The 17,521-nt window shown below is 54.5% G+C and carries 18 protein-coding genes; 13 read left to right on the forward strand and 5 right to left on the reverse strand.

Annotation, left to right across the window (positions count from 1 at the left end; translation table 11 throughout):
* Positions 1 to 3: 3 nt before the first annotated feature.
* The 3 genes from AC07P6_RS15945 (at position 4) to AC07P6_RS15955 (ending at position 3,292) form a co-directional block, all read left to right on the forward strand.
* Positions 4 to 768 (forward strand): SDR family NAD(P)-dependent oxidoreductase, encoded by a 765-nt coding sequence (locus AC07P6_RS15945; RefSeq protein ID WP_478313644.1) that lies wholly within the window; start codon positions 4 to 6, stop codon positions 766 to 768.
* 47 nt (positions 769 to 815) lie between these two features.
* A complete protein-coding gene (locus AC07P6_RS15950; protein WP_478313646.1) occupies positions 816 to 1,229 on the forward strand; it encodes an RbsD/FucU domain-containing protein in 414 nt (137 codons plus the stop codon).
* Between the two features lie 350 nt (positions 1,230 to 1,579).
* Positions 1,580 to 3,292: an ABC-F family ATP-binding cassette domain-containing protein gene (locus AC07P6_RS15955; RefSeq protein ID WP_478313647.1), complete on the forward strand. Its 1,713-nt coding sequence runs from the start codon at positions 1,580 to 1,582 to the stop codon at positions 3,290 to 3,292.
* A gap of 50 nt (positions 3,293 to 3,342) precedes the next feature.
* Here AC07P6_RS15955 and AC07P6_RS15960 read toward each other — a convergent pair whose 3' ends face one another.
* Positions 3,343 to 4,296, reverse strand: coding sequence for a bifunctional helix-turn-helix transcriptional regulator/GNAT family N-acetyltransferase (locus tag AC07P6_RS15960; protein WP_434663673.1), 954 nt, complete (start codon positions 4,294 to 4,296; stop codon positions 3,343 to 3,345).
* Positions 4,297 to 4,496: 200 nt separating this feature from the next.
* Entirely contained in the window at positions 4,497 to 5,096 is a 600-nt protein-coding gene (locus tag AC07P6_RS15965) for an inorganic diphosphatase (protein ID WP_434663672.1), read from the reverse strand.
* Positions 5,097 to 5,323: 227 nt separating this feature from the next.
* Between AC07P6_RS15965 and AC07P6_RS15970 the strand changes: the two genes are divergently transcribed.
* The 6 genes from AC07P6_RS15970 to AC07P6_RS15995 are packed head-to-tail and all read left to right on the forward strand — an operon-like array spanning position 5,324 to position 12,437.
* Positions 5,324 to 6,946 (forward strand): TIGR04028 family ABC transporter substrate-binding protein, encoded by a 1,623-nt coding sequence (locus AC07P6_RS15970; protein ID WP_478313649.1) that lies wholly within the window; start codon positions 5,324 to 5,326, stop codon positions 6,944 to 6,946.
* Between the two features lie 10 nt (positions 6,947 to 6,956).
* Entirely contained in the window at positions 6,957 to 7,901 is a 945-nt protein-coding gene (locus AC07P6_RS15975) for an ABC transporter permease (RefSeq protein ID WP_478313651.1), read from the forward strand.
* On the forward strand, positions 7,898 to 8,749 hold the full coding sequence (locus AC07P6_RS15980; protein WP_478313653.1) for an ABC transporter permease: 852 nt from the start codon (positions 7,898 to 7,900) through the stop codon (positions 8,747 to 8,749). The genes AC07P6_RS15975 and AC07P6_RS15980 overlap by 4 nt, the downstream gene beginning before the upstream one ends.
* Positions 8,746 to 10,350, forward strand: coding sequence for a dipeptide ABC transporter ATP-binding protein (locus AC07P6_RS15985; RefSeq protein WP_478313655.1), 1,605 nt, complete (start codon positions 8,746 to 8,748; stop codon positions 10,348 to 10,350). Before AC07P6_RS15980 ends, AC07P6_RS15985 begins: the two co-directional genes overlap by 4 nt.
* Positions 10,347 to 11,336, forward strand: a complete 990-nt coding sequence (locus AC07P6_RS15990; protein ID WP_478313657.1) for a putative FMN-dependent luciferase-like monooxygenase — start codon at positions 10,347 to 10,349, stop codon at positions 11,334 to 11,336. Before AC07P6_RS15985 ends, AC07P6_RS15990 begins: the two co-directional genes overlap by 4 nt.
* 9 nt (positions 11,337 to 11,345) lie before the next feature.
* Positions 11,346 to 12,437, forward strand: a complete 1,092-nt coding sequence (locus AC07P6_RS15995) for an alkylhydroperoxidase domain protein (protein WP_434663657.1) — start codon at positions 11,346 to 11,348, stop codon at positions 12,435 to 12,437.
* A gap of 15 nt (positions 12,438 to 12,452) precedes the next feature.
* Here the strand turns inward: AC07P6_RS15995 and araJ are convergent, their stop codons facing one another.
* Positions 12,453 to 13,604 (reverse strand): MFS transporter AraJ, encoded by a 1,152-nt coding sequence (araJ, locus tag AC07P6_RS16000; RefSeq protein ID WP_434663654.1) that lies wholly within the window; start codon positions 13,602 to 13,604, stop codon positions 12,453 to 12,455.
* A gap of 264 nt (positions 13,605 to 13,868) precedes the next feature.
* On the opposite strand from araJ, the gene AC07P6_RS16005 reads away from it, so the two are divergent.
* From AC07P6_RS16005 to AC07P6_RS16020, 4 genes are all read left to right on the forward strand, one after another.
* Complete coding sequence (locus AC07P6_RS16005; protein ID WP_478313659.1) at positions 13,869 to 14,306, forward strand: VOC family protein; 438 nt, start codon at positions 13,869 to 13,871, stop codon at positions 14,304 to 14,306.
* Between the two features lie 107 nt (positions 14,307 to 14,413).
* Positions 14,414 to 15,232, forward strand: coding sequence for a polyphosphate kinase 2 (gene ppk2 / locus AC07P6_RS16010; protein WP_478313661.1), 819 nt, complete (start codon positions 14,414 to 14,416; stop codon positions 15,230 to 15,232).
* 183 nt (positions 15,233 to 15,415) lie between these two features.
* The gene (locus tag AC07P6_RS16015) at positions 15,416 to 15,604 is read left to right on the forward strand and encodes a hypothetical protein (RefSeq protein WP_478313663.1); all 189 of its coding nucleotides are present in this window, start codon (positions 15,416 to 15,418) and stop codon (positions 15,602 to 15,604) included.
* The gene (locus tag AC07P6_RS16020; protein ID WP_478313665.1) at positions 15,604 to 15,927 is read left to right on the forward strand and encodes a CcdB family protein; all 324 of its coding nucleotides are present in this window, start codon (positions 15,604 to 15,606) and stop codon (positions 15,925 to 15,927) included. The genes AC07P6_RS16015 and AC07P6_RS16020 overlap by 1 nt, the downstream gene beginning before the upstream one ends.
* A 51-nt stretch (positions 15,928 to 15,978) precedes the next feature.
* Here the strand turns inward: AC07P6_RS16020 and fdnI are convergent, their stop codons facing one another.
* Both fdnI and fdxH read right to left on the reverse strand, forming a co-directional pair.
* Positions 15,979 to 16,635 carry a formate dehydrogenase-N subunit gamma gene (gene fdnI / locus AC07P6_RS16025; protein WP_142982273.1) on the reverse strand — a complete coding sequence of 219 codons (657 nt, stop codon included), beginning with the start codon at positions 16,633 to 16,635 and terminating at the stop codon, positions 15,979 to 15,981.
* A complete protein-coding gene (fdxH, locus tag AC07P6_RS16030) occupies positions 16,628 to 17,512 on the reverse strand; it encodes a formate dehydrogenase subunit beta (protein ID WP_181486154.1) in 885 nt (294 codons plus the stop codon). The genes fdnI and fdxH overlap by 8 nt, the downstream gene beginning before the upstream one ends.
* Between the last annotated feature and the right edge of the window lie 9 nt (positions 17,513 to 17,521).

A 17,521-nucleotide genomic window follows, 5' to 3' on the forward strand; every position in this document is an offset into this window, starting at 1 on the left:
ATAATGGGAAATCTTAAGGGTAAAAAAGTTTTTATTACTGGCGCCGAACAGGGTATTGGCAGAGCAACCGCCGAACGACTAATACAGTCTGGCTGCGATATTTATATGCACTATCATAGCGGTGAAGAAGGCCCCAAAGAGTTAGCCGCCTTCGCTCATTCGCTTGGGCAAAAAGCAGCCTGGGGTTATGCAGACCTCATCGATACGGATGAAGCCACGGATTGCCTGTTGAAGGCAGCAAACTTTCTCGGAGGCATAGATATTCTTGTCAATAACGTCGGCGGAATCGTGGGACGTAAATGGTTAGGGGAGATCGATCGGCAATTTTGGCAAACCGTAATAGATGTCAATATGACGACCATGCTCAATATTACGCAGGCTGCGTTGCCTTTCCTGAAGGCGGCGAAAGACGGTGCAAGTATTATAAATCTGGCTTCGCTCGCGGGCAGATCTGGCGGCCATGCTGGCTCATTAGTGTACTCGACCACTAAAGGGGCCATTCTGACCTGGACTCGCTCGCTCGCAGCAGAACTCGGCGAATACGGTATTCGCGCTAATGCAGTTGCGCCGGGGCTTATTCTCGGAACCCGTTTTCATAACCGCCATACCAGCAAAGAATCTGCCGACGAAACAGTTAAGCATATCCCGCTTGGTCGGGGCGGAACGCCGGATGACGTTGCTCGCGTAATCACTTTCCTGGCGGCGGAATATGATGGTTTTGTTTCCGGCGCAACAATTGATGTTAACGGTGGTATTTACCGCATGTAAAGAGGCCACTGGAGGCCATAAATCCCTCCTTAACCTGGAAATCGTTCATGATTAAATATGACATTATCCACCCTGAACTGCTTTGTGCTCTGGCGAAATGTGGTCATAAAACGCAACTGCTGCTCGCAGATAGCAATTATGCTTGTAATACTAACGCCCCGGCTGATGCCTCACTGATTCAACTGAATTTATCGCCAGGCATGATTCCAGCAACCTATATCCTGCAAAAACTGCTCTCCTGTATCAATGTCGAGCATGCGGTGCTAATGAGTTCTCCTCCCGAATTCGAAAACACAATTGCTACAGAATACCGGATGCTACTGCCCGAAACCTGCGAAATAAGCTATCTGGAGAGAAATGCTTTTTATGCCCAGGCTAAATCACCCTTGACTCAGGTGGTTATTGCATCAGGCGAACAACGGCGTTTTGCCAATCTTCTTCTAACGATTGCACCCGCCTGAATAATTGCTGGCTACCAGCACTCGCTGTTTAACGCCGCCTCCTCTGGTGGCGTTCCTCCTTCCGATCTTCTTAACGATAACTAGCCAAAACCTCTTTATCCCTCTACACTGCCGTCACCCATCAACTAACTGAATAGAAAAGGAGGATCCCATGCCGTACTGTGAAATGTTTAGTTTTTCACATACATTTGGCGATCGCACCAGCTCAAGCGTTATCGGTATCGTGCTGCGATAACTTCAGCTTGAGCGAAGAAACCAAAGACTAAATCCCTTCCCTCGGGCTTACCGGGTTATCGTCAGCGATGTTTGACGAGGCATTTCTATGCCTGTAACTCTTGAGTAAGTTCACAATGAGCACATTACTAACTGCACAATCTCTTCATGTTGATACGGCGTTTGGCCCGCTGTTCACCAACCTCTCCTTTACCCTGAAAAAAGGCGACCGCATTGGCCTGATTGGCTATAACGGCTGCGGTAAAAGTACCCTGTTACAGGTGCTCGACGGCACGCTGTCCCCCACTTCAGGTAACGTGGCGCTGGCTAATCATTGCCTGATGGCGCGCGTAGAACAACATCTCCCGGATACGCTGTTAGCGCAGCCCCTGCTCGACGTTGTGCTGGCAAAACTCACGGCTGTCGATCGCGAAAGTCAGCGTTGGCAGGCGGAACGACTGCTGGCGGAGATGGGCTTTACGCCAGCGGAAACTCAACAGCAAGCGTCAACCCTGAGCGGTGGTCAGCATACCCGACTACTGCTCGCCAGGGCGCTGATTCAGCAACCGGATCTGCTGCTGCTGGATGAACCGGGAAACCATCTCGACCTGCCGACCCTCCTGTGGCTGGAAAGCTTCTTGCAAACCTGGCAGGGGAGTTTCGTTCTGGTGTCGCATGATAACCCGTTATTGGATGCTGTAACTAATACCAGTTGGATCCTGCGCGACAAAACTCTGCACGCCTTCTCCCTGCCCTGTAGCGCCGCCCGTCAGGCGCTGGAAGAGCAGGACGCCAGCGACGCGCTGCGTCATAAAGCGGAGCAAAAAGAGATCGACCGCGTCGCCGCCAGTGCCAAACGATTAGCTATTTGGGGCAGGACGTACGATAACGAAGATCTCTCACGCAAAGCCAAGCAGATGGAGAAACAGGTTCTGCGCCTGAAGGAGAGCCAAACCGACCTCACCGCCGGAACGCCATGGCGGCTGGCGCTGCACGGCGACGCGCTGCGGGCAGACCGACTGCTGGAGATAGAGCAGCTCCCTGTTCCGCCAGCGCCGGGGCTGCCCGCGCTGTTCACTGCGGGCCTGGCTCGCCTGAAAAGCGGCGACCGGGTGGCGATTATGGGGCGCAACGGCTGCGGTAAATCCTCACTGCTGCGTCTGCTGTGGCGGCATATGCAACAGAACACAACGGAGAACGGTTTACGTCTGCATCCGCGACTGAAGCCGGGTTATTACGACCAGACCCTGCATCAGCTTGCCGATGACGTCACTCTTCTTGAGGCACTGGAGGCTTTTGAACCGGCACCGGAAATACGCAAGCGAGCGCTGATTTCCGCCGGATTCAACTGGGTGCGTCACGGGCAAAGGGTAAGCACCCTAAGCGGTGGCGAACGTTCACGACTGCTGTTTGTTGGCCTGTCGCTGGCCTGCTATAGCCTGTTGTTGCTGGATGAACCAACTAACCATTTAGATATTGATGGCAAAGCGGCGCTTGCAGAAACGCTGCGCGATTATCCCGGCGGTCTGCTGTTAGTCAGTCATGACCGGCAGTTAATCGACAACAGTTGCAACCGCTTCTGGCTTATTAATGAACACGGGCTTAGCGAATGGAACAGCGCCGATGAAGTCTATGAAAATCTGCGCGCCGCCGTTCGTCGCCCGATGGCGCAGACCGCGACAGCACTCACCATCGAACCTGAAGAGGATAACGATACGCTGCTGGAACGGCTAGTCATGCTGGAGCAACTGTTGGCTGACGATCTGACCCGTAGGCCAAAACATCAAAAACCGCAGTTGCAAGCACAATGGCGTGAGGAGATTGCTACCATTAACACACGGTTAAGTTAATGAATTTCCCCCGGCGTGAAATAACTGCGCCGGGGGATTATTTATTATGATTATGTCGACTGTTTTACCCGAGTAAACTGCTGTTCGGTCATCATCCTGCCCCACTGATCCCCCTGCCACTCTTTATGAAGTGTGAATCCGAAGGATTCATAAAGCCTGCGTGCGGCATTCAGTCCGCTGAACGTCCACAACTGCACTGTCGAAAAATCCTGGCCGTCACAAAAGGCCATAGCTTCGCTCAAAAGACGTCTGCCGATTCCGCTCCCCCGACAGCTATCGTCAAGAATAAACCAACGCAGATGCGCCTCATTATTACCGAGATCCTGACCGTCAATCGCCACCGACCCGACAATTCTCTCGCCCTGCACCGCAAGCCAAATCCGGCTACACGGCGTATCAAGACGACCAGAAAACTCCGCCAGTCCACTAGCGACTTTACTCTCAAAAAAGTGACCAAACCCATAGTGCTTCGCATAGTACTCGCCGTGCATCTGCGCAATGCGGCCAATCATTCCCGGTCGATAACCCGTGAGGATGCTGATCTCTTTTTTCGGGGCGACGGCCTCAGCATCACGGCATTTTTCTAGCGCGTAAGCCCAGGTTGTGAGGCCCTGCGCAACGTTTTGTTTTTGGTCGTCGGTCAAATAAGCCAGCGCAGTAACGACCCGCATTGCTCCGTAGGCGTGAATTTTGCTGACGGTAGCCACGCCTTTTGCTGTTAATTCAAGCTGCTTAAAACGCCCATCGTGAGCAGCGGGTTTTTCCTGTAGCTCTCCGGCAGCAAGCAGTCGGGAAAGCATTCGGCTGACGCTCGATTTTTCAAGACCCAGAATCTGAACCAACTGAGCAGCCGTCATGGCACCGCGAACCGAGATTTCAAGTAAAGTGTGGACCGCAGAAGGTGAATAATCCGTGGCGGCAAGCGTGGTATTCATAAAACCCAGCTCGCGCACCATCAGGCGGGAGGCGGTTCGAATTTCATCAACAAGTGAGGGTATCGTCATTTCAGTTCAGCAGATTTAATAAATGGTTGCATGATACAACCATCTTCATACATATGCTGTCAATACGTGATGCTGGACGTACGGCAGATGCTCCAGCATCATGGCGGGGCTGATTGCCTGAATGCTGGCATATTTATCTACACGAATATTGATATTACGTAGAAAAATCGACAGGCACCGGATGGTGCCTGTTTATTCATCTATTGCGGATTTTTCTCTTTCCAGGCGTCCCATGCCGCTTTAATCTCCTGCTTCGCGGCAGCGGCATCGTTAAACCCGTTCAGCTCAACTTTTTTGCGGCCATCCGGCAGCTGTTTGTAAACGCGGAAGAACGCCTCAAGGCGCTCCTGCTCAATTTTTGGCAGGTCGCTCACATTTTTGATGTCATCGTAGGTCGGATCGATTTTACTCGCCGGAACGGCAATAATTTTGTCGTCCTTCTCGCCGCCATCAATCATCTTCAGCACGCCAATCGCGCGCAGCTTAATCAGCGTTCCCGGAGCCATTGGCGCACGGGTATAAAACACCACGTCCAACGGGTCACCGTCTCCCGCCAGCGACTGGGTCAACGAACCATAGTTAGCCGGATAGGCCACCGGCATTGACTGAAAACGGTCAGCAATCAAAAAGCCCGTTTTGGCGTCCGTCTCATATTTAATAATACCGCCCGCCGGAATTTCAGTGACCGCATAAAACTCTTCGGGATTGTTTTTCGGCTGTGGAAAATCCAGAACGTTTTGCGCCTGAACGGCAGCAGTAAACAGAAGACCTGCGGCAAGGATAGTTTTTACCAGATGCATTGTATTGTCGCTCTATCGTTATAAGAAATTGAAAAACAACACGATAAAGGGATTAGATGAATAAAATATGACGTTAATTTTTCATTACGATGAACGCCAGCCTCTTAAAATCCCCGCTGCAAATATACGAATTGCTTTTTATGCAAATGCTTAGCGTAAATCCTTATTTCCTTTGTCAAAACGCGCGCCCGATGATGGCAACACAATAGATAACAAAGGAATTCACCATGCAAACCCGTTTTCGCCTGCCCGCGCTGGCGGCACTTTTTTTAACCGGTACCTTTTCCGTGTGGGCCGCCGACGCGCCGGTTAAAGGCGGCACACTAATTTATCTGGAGCAGCAACCGCATACCAACCTTTATCCGCCAGCCGGAGGGTTCTATCCCAACGGAGGTATTCTCAATCAAATAACCGATAAGCTCACCTGGCAAAACCCGGAAACATTACAAGTCGAACCGTGGATTGCCGAAAGCTGGAGTGCTAACACCGATAAAACCGAATATACCTTTAAGATTCGCCCTGGCGTCACGTTCTCTGACGGCACGCCACTGGATGCCAATGCGGTAGCAAAAAACTTCGACACCTACGGTCTGGGAAATAAAACGCATCGCCTGCCGGTTTCTGAAGTGATTAATAACTACGACCACAGCGAAGTTATCGACCCATTGACGGTCAAATTTTACTTTAAAAAACCGTCACCGGGTTTTCTGCAGGGCACCGCCACTATTGGCTCCGGGCTGGTCTCTCTCAGCACTCTCGCACGTAATTTTGAAGAGCTGGGCGACGCCCGCCATATTATTGGCTCCGGACCGTTTACCGTTAAAGATGAAAAGCCGGGGCGCGAACTCACCCTGGTGGCGCGTAAAGATTATCAATGGGGGCCGAAAAACCTCGCTCAGCAGGGGCCCGCGAATCTCGACGGCATCACCTATATCGTGACGCCGGAAGACAGCGTGCGCATTGGCGCGCTATTAGCAGGCCAGGCCGATTTTATCCGCCAGGTCCAGGCCTATGATGAAAAACAAGCGACCGATCAGGGTTTTAAAATCTATGCAGCTCCGACGCGCGGTGTTAACGATAGCCTGAGCTTCCGCCCCGATAATCCGCTGGTCGCCGATCTGCGCGTCCGTCAGGCGCTGCTGCATGCAACCAACGCCAAACAGGTAGTTGAAACCCTGTTCTCCGCCAACTATCCGCAGGCCACCTCCGTCATCGCCACCACGGCGGCGGGCTACGTTAATCTCAGCGATAAACTGGCGTTCGATCAGGCCAAAGCAAAACAACTGCTTGATGACGCTGGCTGGAAACCGGCCGCCGACGGCATTCGGGTGAAGGATGGGCAGCGCCTGGCATTAACCGTCTATGAATCGCTGCCGCAGCCGCAAAACAAGGAAGTGTTGCAACTGATCGCCCAGCAGTGGCGTCAGGTTGGCGTCGCACTGGCGGTAAAAGCCGGCGATGCCGGCAGCCATACGCTGGATAACCTCGACCCGCTGAAAACTCCGCTCACCGTATCTGAAGTGGGTCGCGCCGACCCGGACGTGGTCAAAAGCATGTTCTTCCCCAACAACCGCGATGCACTGCTGCAAAAAGGCGGCTCCAGCGACAAGGTACAAAGCTTCCGCGACGATAAACTCAACGCGCTTTTGACCGCCATTTCCGCCGAGGTTGAACCGCAAAAACGTCTCCAGCTTACCGGCGATGCCCAGCGCTATCTGCTCGATAACGCCTACGTGATCCCCATTTTTGAAGAGCCGCAGGTCTTTGCCGGCGCGCCGTGGGTCAAAGGCGTCAGCTTTGAAGCGGTAGGCCGCCCGTCGTTCTACAGCGCGTGGCTGGAAAAGCACTAAGGAGCATGCGATGAACCATTATCTTCTGCGGCGTTCAGGCCAGGGATTACTGGTGCTGTGGGCGGCGTTTACCCTTTCTTTCGTGCTGCTACAGGTGCTGCCGGGAGATGCTGTACTGATCAAGTTTCAGAATCCGGACCTCGGACTCAGCCCTGAACAAATCGCCGAAATGCGCATCGCCTATGGGGCCGACAGCCCTTTGTGGAAACAGTATTTTCATACTCTGTTCGCCATGTTGCAGGGAGATTTTGGCTATTCGCTACAGGCCGGGCTACCGGTCAGCACGCTTATCGCCAGCAATCTGCCGGAAACAATAAGCCTGGCGCTACCCGCCTTCGTACTGGCGGTATTGCTGGCCTTCGCCCTCGCCTTCGCTTCACGGCTGCCGGGCCTGCGCTGGTTGAGCAATTCTCTGCAATCACTGCCGGTGCTGTTTATCTCGCTGCCAACGTTTTGGCTGGGGATTGCCCTGATTCAGCTTTTCTCGTTCCAGCTGCGTTGGATCCCGGTTATTAATCCGGGTCCGATAGAAGGCCTGATCCTGCCGATCGTCGCCGTCGCAATACCGATTTCGGCCCCGCTGGCGCAAATCCTGATGCGCAGTCTGGATCAGGTCGCCGCGCTGCCGTTTGTCGCCGTCGCCCGCGCCAAAGGAATGAGTGAGACCGGCGTCCTGTGGCGGCACGTCATCGGCAACGCCTTGCTACCGGTGCTCAATATTGCGGGTCTGCTATTGGGGGAACTTATCGCCGGAGCACTGATCACCGAAACCGTGTTTGGGCGCGGTGGACTCGGTTTGCTGACCCAACAGGCCGTTAATAATCAGGATATTGCCGTGCTTCAGGCTGTGGTGATGATTTCCGCCCTTGGCTTCGTCCTGATTAATCTGCTGGTCGATCTGCTGATGCCGCTGTTCGATCCGCGCCTGAAAACCGTTATCGGAGGTGTAGTATGAGCCTGGTTGATTACGCCACCGCCGCTCGTCGCAGAACGACAAACTGGCGCTCGCTGCGCTTGCAGCCCGGTTTACTGCTAGCCTGGACGGTGATGAGCGTTGCCGTACTGATGGCGATTGCTCCACAGTTATTTACCGCTTATAACCCGCTGGAAGGCTTTCCCGGCGCACAGCGTTTAGCTCCGCAGGCGGGTCACTGGCTGGGAACCGACCAGTTGGGCCGCGATCTCTGGAGCCGCATTGTCTTTGGTGCCGTCCACTCGCTTTCCGCCGCGCTGGCGGCGGTGGCGATTGGCCTGATCGTCGGGACCGCGCTGGGCACTCTCGCCGGGGCGCTGGCGGGACGTGTTGAATCGGTGGTTATGCGCCTGGTCGACGTTCTGCTGGCGATCCCCTCTTTATTACTGTCGCTCACGGTCATTATCCTGCTCGGCTTCGGCACGCTCAATGCCGCCGTGGCGGTAGGCGTCGCGGCGATAGCCAGCTTTGCCCGTCTGGCGCGCGCGGAAGTGGTGCGCGTACGCCACAGCGATTTCGTTGAAGCCGCATACGGCAGCGGCGGCACCTTTTTCGCCGTCTTCTGGCGGCATATTCTGCCCAACTCACTCACCGCTGTTCTGGCCTTCGCCACCCTTCAGTTCGGTCAGGCGATTCTCGCACTCTCGACCCTCAGCTTTCTCGGCTACGGCACGCCGCCGCCGGTACCAGAGTGGGGATTACTGATCGCCGAAGGCCGCAACTACCTCTCCACCGCCTGGTGGTTAACCACCCTTCCCGGCATTGCGGTCGTCGCTGTCGTGCTTGCCGCCAACCGCATTAGCCAGCAATTTAGCGGAGAACGCCGATGAATGTTTTAACCGTAGAGAACCTGCGTATTAGCTATCGTTCACAACGCCAGTGGCGTGAAGTGGTGCACAACGTTAGCTTCAGCGTAAAGCGTGGTGAAATGCTGGCGTTTGTTGGCGAATCGGGCTCAGGAAAAACCACTACCGCTCAGGCAATTATTGGCCTGCTGGCAGATAACGCGCGCCGGGATAGCGGGCGTATCAGCATTAACGGTGAGGATATCAGCAACTGGTCTGCAAAACGACTCGATGGCCTGCGCGGTGCGCGGATTAGCCTGGTTCCGCAAGACCCGGGAAACTCCCTTAACCCGGTCAAAACTATCGGCGCGCAGGTGGGTGAGATCCTGCGGCTGCATCAAAAAAGCAGCGCCGCGGAGCGCAAAGAGCAGGTGCTGGCGCTGCTGACTAAAGTCGGTTTGAGCCACCCGGAACAACGCTTTGATCAGTACCCCCATCAGCTTTCAGGCGGTATGAAGCAGCGGGTACTGATTGCTATCGCTATCGCCCTGGAGCCTGATTTAATCATCGCCGATGAGCCGACCAGCGCCCTCGACGTCACGGTACAAAAACGCATTCTTGACCTGCTCGATACGCTACGCAGGGAGTCCGGCACGGCGGTACTGTTTGTCACTCACGATCTGGCGCTGGCGGCGGAACGCGCCGACCGCCTGCTGGTCTTCCGCCACGGAGAGATTCAGGAGCAAGGCGCAACCGGCGATGTGGTGCGCACGCCGCAGCATGCCTATACCCGCCAGTTGCTCAGCGATCTCCAGGGATCGACGCTGGCCATAGCCCCAACCTCCGGGCGTATCCTGGCGACCCCGGCAATTCGCGTTGAGGGCATCAGCAAACGTTTCTCATTGGGTCATTCCCACTTACAGGCGCTGGACACCGTGAGTTTCGAGGTTAAACGCGGCAGCACTCATGCGCTGGTTGGCGAGTCCGGTTCTGGCAAAACCACCCTCGCGCGGATCCTGTTGGGGTTTGAAAAGGCTGATATCGGTCACGTCTCTATCGATGGTATTGATGCCGGGCATCTCAGCCGCGAGGCGCTGCGCCAGCTACGACGCAAAATCCAGTTCGTCTACCAGAACCCCTTTGCCTCGCTGGATCCGCGACAAACGCTATTTGAGATTATTGAGGAGCCGTTAAAAAACTTTGACCATCTGAATGTCGAAGCAAGACGTCAACGCGTGGAAACGGTCGCCGCCCGCGTGGCGTTAGCCCCAGAACTGCTCTCGCGAACCGCCCGGGAACTTTCCGGCGGACAGCGCCAGCGGGTCGCCATCGCCCGCGCCTTAATCCTTGAGCCGACGATCCTCGTGCTGGATGAGGCAACGTCCGCACTGGACGTCACCGTACAGGCGCAAATTCTGGCCCTGCTGCAACAGCTTCAACAACAGCTCGGGCTGACCTATCTGTTTATTACTCATGATTTAGCGACGGTACGCCGTATCGCCCACAGCGTTACGGTGCTGCAGGCTGGCCGGGTTGTTGAACACGGCGAGGTCAGCCGACTGTTTGCCGCCCCGCAGCATGACTATACCCGCGAGCTTATCGCCGCTATTCCCTGGTTTTCATCGCCGAGCAAGGAGGTCGCATGACCCGCAAACGACTGGGATTTTTCACCCGCCTGTTGGACCACGCAACGCCCAAAGAGCGCTATCGGCTGGCAACCGAGCAAATTCGCCACGCCGAGCGTCTGGGGTTCGATAGCGCCTGGATTGCCCAGCACCATTTTCATGAACATGAAGGCGGTCTGCCGTCACCGCTGGTATTTCTCGCCCACGCGGCGGCGCACACCGAGCGCATTCGTCTGGGAACCGCCATTATCACCCTGCCGATGGAAAACCCGCTGCGGGTAGCCGAGGATGCCGCAGTGCTGGATCTGTTAGCGGATGGTCGGCTGGAGGTGGGCTTCGGCTCAGGCGGAACCCCCACCTCGTTCCTGCCCTTCGGGCTGACAATCGATCAGCGCAGCACGGTGTTTAGCGAGCATTTGCATTTGATCCAAAGCGCCTGGCGCGGCGATTCGCTATCGCATCCGGATAACCATCTTTACCCTCAGGCGCCGCAGCTTGCCGAACGCATCTGGATTGCGACATTTTCCATTGAAGGCGCCGTTCGCGCGGCTCAGTCCGGGCACGGATTAATGCTCTCGCGAACGCAACCGCGCCCATCAGGACAACCCACGCTGCCGCTGGATGCTATTCAAAATCCAATTATTGATGCTTACCTTGCGGCGCTGCCAGCAGGCGTTGAGCCACGAATACTCGCCTCGCGCACTGCGTTCGTCGCCGATAGTCAGGCGTATGCGCTAGAAGTAGCGGAACCCGGTTTACGCCAGCAGGCCGCGCAGCATCGGGCCGCAGGTCATGAGATCATTGGTGACACCGTCACTGATTATTTATCCCAGCTTGACGCCCACGTTGGCGACGCAGAGCACGTTGCCGCTTCGCTGGCGCAGGATAGCGTGCTATCGCGGGTCACTGATATTTCGTTTCAGGTGCACTCCGTTGAACCGTCGCACCGCGACACACTTCGTTCCATTGAGCTGATCGCTCAGCATATTGCCCCGCAGATACGATAAGGAGTCACCATGACGTTAAGTCAGGATATTTTGGCTGAACTGGCAGAGATTGCCCCGGATTCCGCTTTAGCGGCGGCGCGCGCTGTGCGCGAGGCAGCAACCCGCCACGCGCAGGGAAGCTATGAAGTGCTGTTCAGTCAGCAGGATAACGATTTTCCGCTGGACGAGCGTTTTGCCATTGCTGCGAAGGTGGCGAAACTGCACCAGGCCGATGCGCTGGCCGCCCACTATGCCGGTTTTGGCATTGCCGACCCCACGTCACCTCGACTGACCCCGGCGCTGGCCTTCGCCCGACTGTTAACATTTACCCCGGTGGAAGCCACACCGTCGGCGCTGGAGGCCTTGATCCGCGCCAGATGGAGCCTGCGCGGTATAGTGACGCTTGCCCAGCTTATCGCCTTCGTCAGCTTTCAGAGTCGGCTAGTCAATGGGCTACGTCTGCTTAACGGAAAAGCCACCACCGTCGCGGAAACCCCGGTGGTTGCGGGCTTCTGGCACACCGCGCCGCAGACCGTCAGCGGTAAGAGTGCGCCAGTGCATTTCACCCGCGATGAGCTGCACTGGGAGCCGTGGCTGGATGCCAAACCGTTGGCGGAATTTACGCCGGATGAACAAGCGCTGCTGGCGAAATTTGGCCATAGCGATTCGCCCTATTTCCGCCTGCTGGCGCGCAACCAACCGGTACTGGAACAGCGCACATTAACCGATAAAGGGATTTTCTATACCCCCGGCGGCCTGCCTCGTGCTGAACGAGAACTGGCGGCGACGGTAGCGAGCAAAATCAACGGTTGCATCTACTGCGCCTCGGTGCACGCTCGCAAGGCAGCACAGCTGGCGAAAGATGAAACGGCAGTTGAAACGCTGCAGGCAGTGACGCCGGGAGAAAAGCTGAGCGACGGGCAGACGCCGCGCTGGCAGGCGCAAATCGATTTCGCCGCTGCGATTTCCGTTACCCCTCCAGCGCTCGCCATCAGCCACCTGACGGCAATTGAACAACAGGGGCTGGATACGCTGGCGCAGCTGGATTTGCTGCAATCGGCGGCCTTCTTCGCCTGGGCCAACCGTTTAATGTTAACCCTCGGCGAACCGTGGCAGGCGTAATCGCGACGGAATCAATCAGACCAAACGCTGCTGACAGCGGGCATAAATCAGCAGCGAACTGAGTGCCAAAAACGAGAGCAGCGCGGCCGGTAAAGCAACGGAGCTCCAGCCAAAACCGGCCGTCACCACCATCCCACCGAACAGCGCCCCAATGGCGCTGCCGAGATTAAAGGCGATTTGCCCGCCCGCCGCCCCCAGCATCTCGCCGCCTTTGGCATTTTGCAGCAGCAGAATTTGCAGCGGCGCTGCCAGGGCAAAAAGCGCCGCGCAGCAAATAAATGCCAGCGTTAATGATGCGGCTTTATTTTCACCGAACAGAAATATCAATAATAAAGTGGCGACAATAATCCCATCCGTGACGGCGGCAATACGTAATGGGCTATAGCGAACGGAAACTTTACCGCTGAACAAATTGCCTAATACCATTCCCAGCCCCACCAGCATCATAATAAATATGACGGCACTCTCGCCAAAACCGGAGACGTTAATCATAAACGGCTTAATATAGCTAAACCACGCAAATACCCCGGCATTACCAAACATCGTGGCGGCAAAAATAAGCCACGGTGCGGGAGATTTCAAAAAATGGAATTGCTCGCTCAAGCGCGCCGTTGATTTATCAAACAGCGTGGGAATCCACCAGGCAATAGAGACCAGAACTGCAACGTCAAAGACTGCAATCGCCAAAAAGGTATAGCGCCAGCTGAACTGGTGTCCAAGCCAGGTCCCGGCGGGAACCCCCAGTAAATTGGCGACCGTCATCCCGGCGATCATCCCCGCTACCGCCGCAGTGACCTTCCCTGGAGGAGCGGTTTTCGACAGGATGATGGCCCCCACGCCGAAAAATGCACCGTGCGGGAAGCCGGAGATCAGGCGACCCAGCGCCAGCATCGAATAGCTGGCGGACAAGGTAAATATGGCATTGCCGATAACGCAAAGGGCCACCAAAAACAGCATGACCGACTTTAACGAAAAGCGGCTAGAGAATAACGCCATAATCGGCGCGCCGATGACCACGCCAAAAGCATAATAAGAGATCATATTGCCTGCGGCGGGAATGGATATGCCGACATCATGAGCGATTTCAGGTAATACGCCCATAATGCCAAATTCCGCCATGCCGAGTCCGAAGGTGCCAAGCGCTAATGAAAAAATTGTTTTTTTCATACATCTGTTACAGGAGTGAAAAGACGGCCGGCATTATTGACTATTCAGCACCAGCAAACCAGATAAAAACGCGCGGCGGGGGTTTTATCCATATAACAGCTCGATTCGTTCATGCGAAGCCCGGACGGGCCGCGTGAAAATGGTTTAAATGCCAGCGTCCAGCTCTAAGAATCAGTGGGCTCAAACGGTTAAACGCCCCCTTGATCTCAACTTAACTTAAGGTTGTAGAGTGTCCCCCTCAGCAATTCACAGAGTGAGAAAAGCATGCAACCTGTTGATGTCGGCTTCACCCATGTCGCCTTTACCGTTCGCTGCCTGGCAAGCAGCATTGATTTTTATACTCGTTATACCGCAATGACGGTTATCCACCAGCGCGAGCCTGACTTGCCCTCAGCGCGTAAGGTGGCATGGCTCAGCGACAGTACCCGACCCTTCGCGCTGGTGTTGGTACAGAGCGACGAACCGGCCGATACTCCGCTGGGTCCCTTCGGCCACCTCGGCGTCGCCTGCGCCACCCGGCAGGAGATTGACAACAAAGTCGTCGAGGCGCGACGCGAAGGCGTCTTACGCCGGGAACCTGAACAGGCGGGCGATCCGGTCGGATATTTCGCCTTCTTCGCAGACCCTGACGGCAATACCCTCGAGCTTTCATGGGGGCAACAGGTCGGCCTTCAGGTCATCAATGGCGGGCTTCTTGCCTGAACGACGACACGATCGCCCGGCCGTATCATAACGGGCAATATTTCCCGCCGCCTTGCCGCTCAACGATTACACTTCAAAGAGATATCACGGCAGCACGGAGAATCGAGATGGGTAAAAAAAACAGCGGCAAAGCGTCCGATACGGCCATGAAGGTCGCTCCGCTCGATAATAAAGAGTATGAAAAGTCATTGCGTCGGCTACACGTTGAGCTGGTGAAGTTACAGCGCTGGGTGGTGCATAAAGGGCTGAAGGTGTGCATCGTCTTTGAAGGCCGCGACGGCGCCGGTAAAGGCGGTACAATCAAAGCGATAACCGAGCGAGTCAGTCCGCGAATTTTCCGCGTCGTCGCCTTACCTTCGCCAACCGAGCGCGAAAAGAGTCAGCTCTATTTCCAGCGCTATATCAAGCATCTACCCGCCGCTGGCGAGATTGTGATTTTCGACCGCAGTTGGTACAACCGCGCTGGCGTTGAACGCGTGATGGGGTTTTGTACCCCCGAAGAGGTGCAAAAGTTTCTCGAAGGAGCGCCAATGGTGGAGCGTGGCATGGTGGAGTCCGGGATCATCTTGCTTAAATACTGGCTGGAGGTAACCCCGCAAGAGCAAGAGCGCCGTCTGCGCGACCGGATCGACGACGGACGCAAAATCTGGAAGCTCTCGCCGATGGATATTAAGTCTTTCAACCGCTGGGACGACTATACCGAAGCCCGCGATGCGATGTTTGCCGCCACGGATACTGCCTGGGCGCCGTGGTTTGTTGCTCGCTCGGAGGATAAGAAACGCGTGCGCCTGAATATTATTACCCATTTGCTTTCACAAATACCCTATGAGTCTCTGCCCGTGGAACACGTTACCTTACCAAAACGCAAAATAGGCAAAGTCAAAGCAACCAATTTCCCTTTCCGCTTTATTGCTGAAAAATATTAATTTTCCCCTCACCTCTGCGCAGAGTTCTCCCTGTGCAGAGGATTATTACGATAACCGTTAATATTTCATTCTGTTGCTTTACGCTGGAAGCCGTCTCGCAAAATAAAAAACAAAGTTAATAATAGCGTTTATTTCTAAGTTTGGTGGAGCGATAATAAGGATATCAACAGGAAGGAGTCTATAATGAAGAGCAACGCGATGAATAAAAACAGGACTGGCGAACATGATGCATCAACTCAGTCTGCCTCATCTCAAAAGACATCTTGCGAAACGGACAAGCAGAAACGGAACAAAGAATTCATTAATGCAATGAATGATTTTATTGCAAAGAATGGGACCATTACGGATGATGAATTTTTCAGGGTGTTTTAATGCTTAAACAATTTAATGTATATCGAAATTGCTCCATGCAGACTAATAAAACACTGCCTTATTATATGATAGTGCAGAATGATTATTATGCTGATCTGGCAACCAGAGTCATCATACCTTTAATGCGAACCCAGTTGTTACCTTGTTGGCACCAGCATGTCGCGCCAAAGGTTAATATAGAATTCGAAACTTTATTACTTTGCACACCAATGGTGACTAACTTAAATAATAAAAAAATACAGCAGCAAGATTTTATCTGTAACCTGAGCAATGCTCGCCAGGGGGTTATTGACTCTATCGATACCCTGATTACAAATTGCTGATAACCTTAGACCCGCTCCGTCATCACCGGAGCGGGGAACCATAGCTAAGGCTTACTTCAGCCCTTCACGACTTTCTTTCTTCGCTTCCATACGCTCCACGTCGCGATACCAGCGCGGGTGATGCTTCTTCGCCCAGCGGCGGCTCACCTTCCCTTCGATCATTCCCTTAATCGATCCTTTAACCCAGAATGCCATATACATATGGATCAGAATCGCATGAATGAGAATAATCGCCGAGGCCGCGTGGATCAGCAGGCTATAGCGAATCACCTGAATCGGGAAATAGTGGGCAAAATAAGGCCGCCAGATAATTACACCGGTCACCAGCAGCACAAAGATCATGCTCATAATGGTCCAGAACATCATTTTCTGCCCGGCGTTATATTTCCCCACCCGCGCCACTTTATGTTCGTTGCCCTTCAGTACCTCGACAATGCCCTTCAGCCACGGAATATCCTGTTTATCAGGAATATTGTGATGGACGAAACGCACGAACATAAACATCAGGGCGACGAAAATCAGCACGCCAAAGAACGGATGCAGAATACGTCCCATCTGCGGTGTACCGAAGGTTTCAGTCAACCATTGCAGGGTCGGGAAGAAAAACGAAATGCCCGATAGCGAGACCAGAAAGAAGCAAATCACCACCGTCCAGTGACAGGCGCGGTCGATAAACTTCGTGCGCACAATCATTTTCGATTTACTCATCATGCTCCTCCTCATCGTCATCCACTTCCTTGTTCGGCCCAATCCCGATGTAGTGATAAATCAGCCCGGCAAAGGTGGCGACAAAACCGATGGCGGAAAGCGGCTTCAGCGCCCCTTTCCACAGATTGATAGAGGTATCGATCTGCGGCTCTTTCGGCAGGTTATGGTACAACTCCGGCCGATCGGCATGATGCAGTACGTACATCACATGCGTACCACCGACGCCCGGCGGGTTATAAACGCCAGCATGCGGATAACCGCGTTTCTTCAGCTTTTCAACCCGCTCATGCGCCACTTCCAGCATCTCTTTCTTGGTGCCGAAATGGATAGCGCCGGTTGGGCAGGTTTTCACACAGGCCGGTTCCTGGCCGACGCTGACCCGGTCAACGCACAGTGTGCATTTATAGACCCGGTTATCCTCTTTGTTGAGGCGCGGGACGTTAAATGGACACCCTGCGATGCAGTAGCCGCAGCCAATGCAGTTCTCCTGCTGGAAGTCGACGATACCGTTAGCGTACTGAATAATCGCCCCGGCAGACGGACACGCCTTCAGGCAGCCCGGATCCTCACAGTGCATACAGCCATCTTTACGAATCAGCCACTCCAGCTTGCCGTTCTGCTCGGTTTCGCTAAAACGCATCACCGTCCAGGACTTAGCGCTGAGATCGGCGGGGTTATCGTAAACCCCGACGCAGTGTCCAACGTCATCGCGGATATCGTTCCACTCGGAACAGGCCACCTGGCAGGCTTTGCAGCCCACGCAGGAGGAGACATCAATCAGCTTTGCCACTTCCGCCTTAAAATCCCGCGCGCGCGGCGCGGGCGTGATCGGGTTGGTGGCGGAGCGTTTAATGATGTCCTGAGTTTCCATCGCCATTCATTCGCT

Source organism: Klebsiella sp. GFKo11 (assembly GCF_056490265.1).